Origin of the sequence: Streptomyces sp. FH025, from assembly GCF_017427025.1 — a bacterium.
Lineage (GTDB): Bacteria > Actinomycetota > Actinomycetes > Streptomycetales > Streptomycetaceae > Kitasatospora.
In genome coordinates, this window is the sequence record NZ_JAFLNG010000491.1 from 1 (window position 1) to 5,895 (window position 5,895).

General features: G+C 74.1%; 1 protein-coding gene. It reads left to right on the plus strand.

Annotated elements, in window-relative coordinates; all coding sequences use genetic code 11:
* The coding region (locus J0670_RS27550; RefSeq protein ID WP_243437602.1) for a type I polyketide synthase at positions 1 to 5,895 on the plus strand (5,895 nt) is incomplete at both ends.

Here is a 5,895-nt window from a genome sequence, read left to right on the forward strand (position 1 = left end):
GCTGGGACACACCACCCCCGAGCGGCTCGACCCCCGGCAGGCGTTCAAGGACCTGGGCTTCGACTCACTGACCGCGGTGGAACTGCGCAACCGCCTGACCGCCGCGCTCGGGGTGAAACTGCCCGCCACCCTCGTCTTCGACCACCCCACCCCGGCACGGCTGGCCGCCCACCTGTCCGGCGAGTCCGGCGAGCAGGACGCGCCGCAGGCCCCGGCCGCGACGGACGAGCCGATCGCGGTCATCGGCATGGGCTGCCGCTACCCCGGAGGCGTCGGCACCCCCGAGGACCTGTGGCGGCTGGTCGCGGACGGCGTGGACGCGATCGGCGACTTCCCGGCCGACCGGGGATGGGACATCGACCGCCTGTACGACCCGACGGGAAGCCGCCCCCGCACGTCGAGCACGTCCCAGGGCGGCTTCCTCGACGCCGCCGGCGACTTCGACGCGGCGTTCTTCGGGATATCGCCCCGCGAGGCGCTCGCCATGGACCCGCAGCAGCGCATCCTGCTGGAGACGGCGTGGGAGACCATCGAGTACGCCGGTATCGACCCGACCACGCTGGAGGGCACACCCACCGGCGTGTTCACCGGCATCTGGTCCACCGGCTACGCCGCCGGGCCGGTCCCCGACGACCTGGAGGGCTACCAGGTCACCGGCACCGCGTCGAGCGTGGGGTCCGGCCGGCTGGCGTACCAGCTGGGCCTGCTCGGCCCGGCACTGTCCCTGGACACCGGCTGCTCGTCGTCCCTGGTGGCCCTGCACCTGGCCGCTCAGGCGCTGCGCTCGGGAGAGTGCTCCCTGGCCCTGGCCGGCGGCGCCACCGTCAACGCGGCACCCACGCTGTTCACCGAGATGTCCCGGCAGGGGGCGAGCGCGCCCGACGGCCGCAGCAAGTCCTTCGCCGCCGCGGCCGACGGGGCGGGCTGGGCCGAGGGAGCCGGCCTGCTGCTGCTGGAACGCCTGTCCGACGCCCGCCGCAACGGCCACGAGGTGCTGGCGGTCGTCCGAGGCTCTGCCACCAACCAGGACGGCGCCTCCAACGGCCTGACCGCACCCAACGGCCCCTCCCAGGAGCGGGTGATCCGTCAGGCCCTCGCCAACGCCGGGTTGGAGGCGTCCGAGGTGGACGCGGTGGAGGCCCACGGCACCGGCACCACTCTCGGCGATCCCATCGAGGCCCAGGCGCTGCTGGCGACGTACGGCCGGGACCGGGTGGAGCCGTTGTGGCTGGGGTCGGTGAAGTCGAACATCGGCCACACCCAGGCGGCGGCCGGCGTCGCGGGCCTGATCAAGATGGTCATGGCGATGCGGCACGGCGAACTGCCGCGGACCCTCCACGTGGACGCGCCCACCCCGCACGTCGACTGGGACTCCGGTGCGCTCCGCCTGCTCACCGAACCGGTCGCCTGGCCCGGGACCGGGCGGCCACGGCGGGCCGCCGTCTCCGCCTTCGGCATCAGCGGCACCAACGCCCACGTCATCATCGAGCAGAGCGTCCTCGAACAGCCCGCCGAGGCCGACTCCGCCGCACCCTCTCCCCGGGGCCGCGCGGACGACCAGGTCCTCTGGCCGCTGTCGGCCAAGTCCGAGGCGGCGTTGCGGGAGCAGGCGCGCCGGCTGGGCGCCTTCACCGCCGTCCATCCCGAGGTGAGCCCGGCGGCGGTCGGGGGCGCTCTGGCCGCCCGCACCGTGTTCGAGCACCGAGCCGTGGTGGTGGGTACCGCCGAGGCCCTGGACGCCCTGGCCGAGGGTGGCACGGCGCCGGGGCTGGTCACCGGGATCGCCCGCCCGCTGGGTCGGTCGGTGTTCGTGTTCCCGGGGCAGGGTGCGCAGTGGGTGGGCATGGGCGGGGAGTTGTACGGCTCGGAGCCGGTGTTCCGGGAGGCGATCGACGCGTGTGACGCGGCGCTGGCGCCGTACACGGACTGGTCGTTGGTGGAGGTGCTGACCGGCGGTGGGTCGCTGGAGCGGGTGGATGTGGTGCAGCCCGCGCTGTTCGCGGTGATGGTGGCGCTGGCGGAGTTGTGGCGTGCGCATGGTGTGGAACCTGATGCCGTCGTCGGGCATTCGCAGGGGGAGATCGCGGCGGCGTACGTGGCAGGCGCGTTGTCGTTGGAGGACGCGGCCAAGGTGGTCGCTCTGCGCAGCAAGGCCCTGGTCGCCCTGGCCGGACACGGCGGCATGGTCTCGGTCGCGCTGTCCGCAGACGCCGCCGCCGGCTACCTGAGCCCCTGGGGCGACCGGATCACCGTCGCGGTGGTCAACTCCGCCTCGACCGTCGTCGTGTCCGGCGAACCCGGAGCCCTGGACGAACTGCTGGCAGCCTGCGCCAGGGACGGCATACGCGCCCGCGCCATCCCCGTCGACTACGCGGCGCACTCGGCGCAGGTCGAGGCGATCCGCGAGCAGCTGCTGACCGACCTCGCGGACATCCGGCCCCGGCCCGCGGCGATTCCCTTCTACTCCACCGTCACCGGCGAGCCGGTCGACACCTCCGCCCTCGACGCCGACTACTGGTACCGCAACCTCCGCGAACCCGTACGGTTCGACCTGGCCACCGCCCGGCTCACCGCCGACGGCCACGAGGTGTTCGTGGAAGTCAGCCCGCACCCGGTGCTGGTGCAGGACCTGGACGGCGTGGCGACCGGCACCCTGCGCCGCGACCACGGCGCCATCGGGGAATTCCACACCGCCCTGGCCCGCCTCCACGTCCAGGGCGTCGCCGTGACCTGGCCGCACGACCGCCCGCACGGCGTCAGGCTGCCGCGCTACGCCTTCCAGCGCAGCACCTACTGGCTCACCCCCGCGGCCGGCGACCACGGCACCGGGCACCCGCTGGCGGGCACCACGGTCGAACTGCCCGACGGAAGCACCGTGCACAGTGGCCGCGTCTCCACCCGCACCCACCCCTGGCTGGCCGACCACGCCGTCGACGGCACGGTCCTGCTGCCGGGCACCGCCTTCCTCGAACTCGCCACCCTGGCCGGCGGGACCCTTGACGACCTCGTCCTACACCTGCCCCTCGCGCTCTCGGACACACCCACGGACATCCAGGTCTCGGTCGGCGCCCCGGACGACGCCGGCCGCAGCCCGGTCACCGTGCACTCCAAGGGCGGCGACGGCTGGGTCCGCCACGCGTCCGGAACTCTCGGCGGCCAGGTGACGGCCGGTCGCCTCGACTGGCCCCCGAGGAACGCCGAACCCGTGGACCCCGAAGGGTTCTACGCCTTCCTCGACGGACTCGGATACCAGTACGGACCCGCGTTCCAGGGCGTGCGGGCGTTGTGGCAGGGCGAGGACGAACTGTACGCCGAGGTGTCCGTCCCCGACGGCGCCCGCTTCGGCATCCACCCCGCGCTCCTGGACGCCGCACTCCAGCCGCTGATCCTGCTCAGCCCCGACACCCGGGTCCGGCTGCCGTTCTCCTTCTCCGGCGTCGCCGTGCACACCACCGGTGTGTCGTCCGCCCGGGTCCACCTGGCCCGCACGGGCACCGACACCTACCGCGCGACACTGACCGACCTGTCCGGCAACCCGGTCGCGGACATCACCGGGCTGACCGTCCGTCCGGCCACCGAGGCCCGGGCCGCGGTGCTGCACACCCAGTGGGTGCCCCTCACCGCGAGCACACCGACCGAGGTGGTGCCGAGCCCGGTCCTCACCGCGGAAGCGGACGCGGACTCCGTGCACGCCCTCGTCCAGCGGGCCCGCGCGCTCGTCCAGGACTTCCTGGCCGAGCGGCCGGAGCGGGCGGCCGCACGCCTGGCCGTCCTGACCCGCGGCGTGGCCGGCGCGGCCGTACGCGGCCTGGTCCGCAGCGCCGCCGCCGAGCACCCCGGCCGGTTCGTCCTGGTCGACATGGGCGACGCGTCCGAGGAGGACGCGGTCCGGGCCGCCATGACAGCCGGCGACGAACCCGAACTGGCCCTGCACCGGGAAGGCGTCCTCGTGCCGCGGCAGGCCAGGTACGCGCCGGAACTGACCGCCCCCGACGGCGCGTACCGGCTGAGCGAATCCGGCACCGGGCGACTGGACGACCTGGCCCTGCTGCCCTGGCAGGAGGCCGCGCTGGAACCCGGACAGGTACGGGTCGCCGTACGCGCGGCCGGCCTGAACTTCCGCGACGTGCTCATCACCCTCGGCATGTACCCGGACCGGCCCCCGTTGGGCGGCGAAGCGGCCGGCACCGTCCTGGAGGTCGGCCCCGGCGTCACGGCCTGGCGGCCCGGCGACCGCGTCATGGGAATGATGCCCGGCGCCTTCGGGCCGCGCGTGGTCGCCGACCACCGGCTCCTGACGTCGGTCCCCGACGGCTGGAGCTTCACCGAGGCGGCGTCGGTGCCCATCGCGTTCACCACCGCCTGGTACGGGCTGTTCGACCTCGGCGAACTGCGCCCCGGCGACCGGGTCCTGGTCCACTCCGGCGCGGGCGGTGTGGGCATGGCCGCCATCCAGTTGGCCCTGAACAGCGGCGCGGAGGTCTTCGCCACCGCGAGCCCCGCCAAGTGGGACACCCTGCGGCGCCTCGGACTGGCGGACGACCACATCGGTTCGTCCCGCGACACCCGGTTCGCCGACCGGTTCCCGGCCATGGACGTCGTCCTCAACTCGCTCGCGGGAGAACTCACCGACGCCTCCCTGCGGCTGCTCGCCGACGGCGGACGGTTCGTCGAGCTGGGCAAGACGGACGTCCGCTCACCCGAGGGCCTGATCTACCGGGCCTTCGACCTCAACGACGTCGACCCCGCGCGGCAGGGCGACATCCTCTCCAGGGTCGTGGCGATGGTCGCCGACGGGACGCTGGAGCCGCTGCCGGTCACCGCCGCGGACCTCCGCCAGGCCGTCGCCTCCTTCCGGTTGATGAGCCAGGCCCGCCACACCGGCAAGATCGTCCTCACCGTCCCCCAGCCGATCGACCCCGACGGCACCGTGCTGATCACCGGCGGCACCGGCACCCTCGGCCAGGCCGTCGCCCGGCACCTGGTGTCCCGCTACGGGGTACGGCACCTGCTGCTCGTCAGCCGCGGCGGCGGCGCGGTGCCGCACCTGGAGCCGCAACGGGACGTCGACGTGCGGGTCGTGGCCTGTGACGTCGCGGACCGGGACGCGCTGGCGGCCGTACTGGACTCGATCCCGGCCGAGCACCCGCTCACCGCCGTCGTCCACGCGGCCGGCGTGCTCGACGACACCGTCATGGAACGGCTGACCGCAGAGCAGCTCGACCGGGTGCTGCGTCCCAAGGTCGACGGCGCCTGGCACCTGCACGAGCTGACCCGTGAGCACCACCTCGCCGCCTTCGTGCTGTTCTCCGCGGCCGCGGGTGTACTCGGCAACGCCGGTCAGGCCGGCTACGCGGCCGCGAACTCCTACCTCGACGCGTTCGCCGCACACCGGCAGACCCTCGGACTGCCCGCCGTGTCGATGGCCTGGGGCTACTGGGAGCAGGAGAGCGGTATGACCGCCCACCTCACCGCGGCCGACCGCCAACGCCTCGCCCGCAAGGGCATCCGCCCCATCAGCGTCGAACGCGCCCTGGCCATGTTCGACACCGCGCTGGCTGCCGGACGTCCCGCGCTGACCACGGCCGACCTCTCGATGCCGCAGTCCCTGCCGACGCCGAAGGCCCCCGCGTCGGACCTGCTGTCCCTGGTCGCCGCCCACACCGCCACCGTCCTCGGCCACTCCGACGCCGCCGCGATCACCCCCGGACTCGCCTTCCGCGACCTCGGCTTCGATTCCCTGACCGCCGTCGAACTGCGCAACCGCCTCGCCGGCGCCACCGGCCTGCGGCTGCCCGCGACCCTCGTCTTCGACCACCCCACCCCCGCCGACCTCGCCGACCACCTCACAGCCGAACTCTCCGGTGCGAGTGAGGGTGTGGTGCCGGTGGCGCC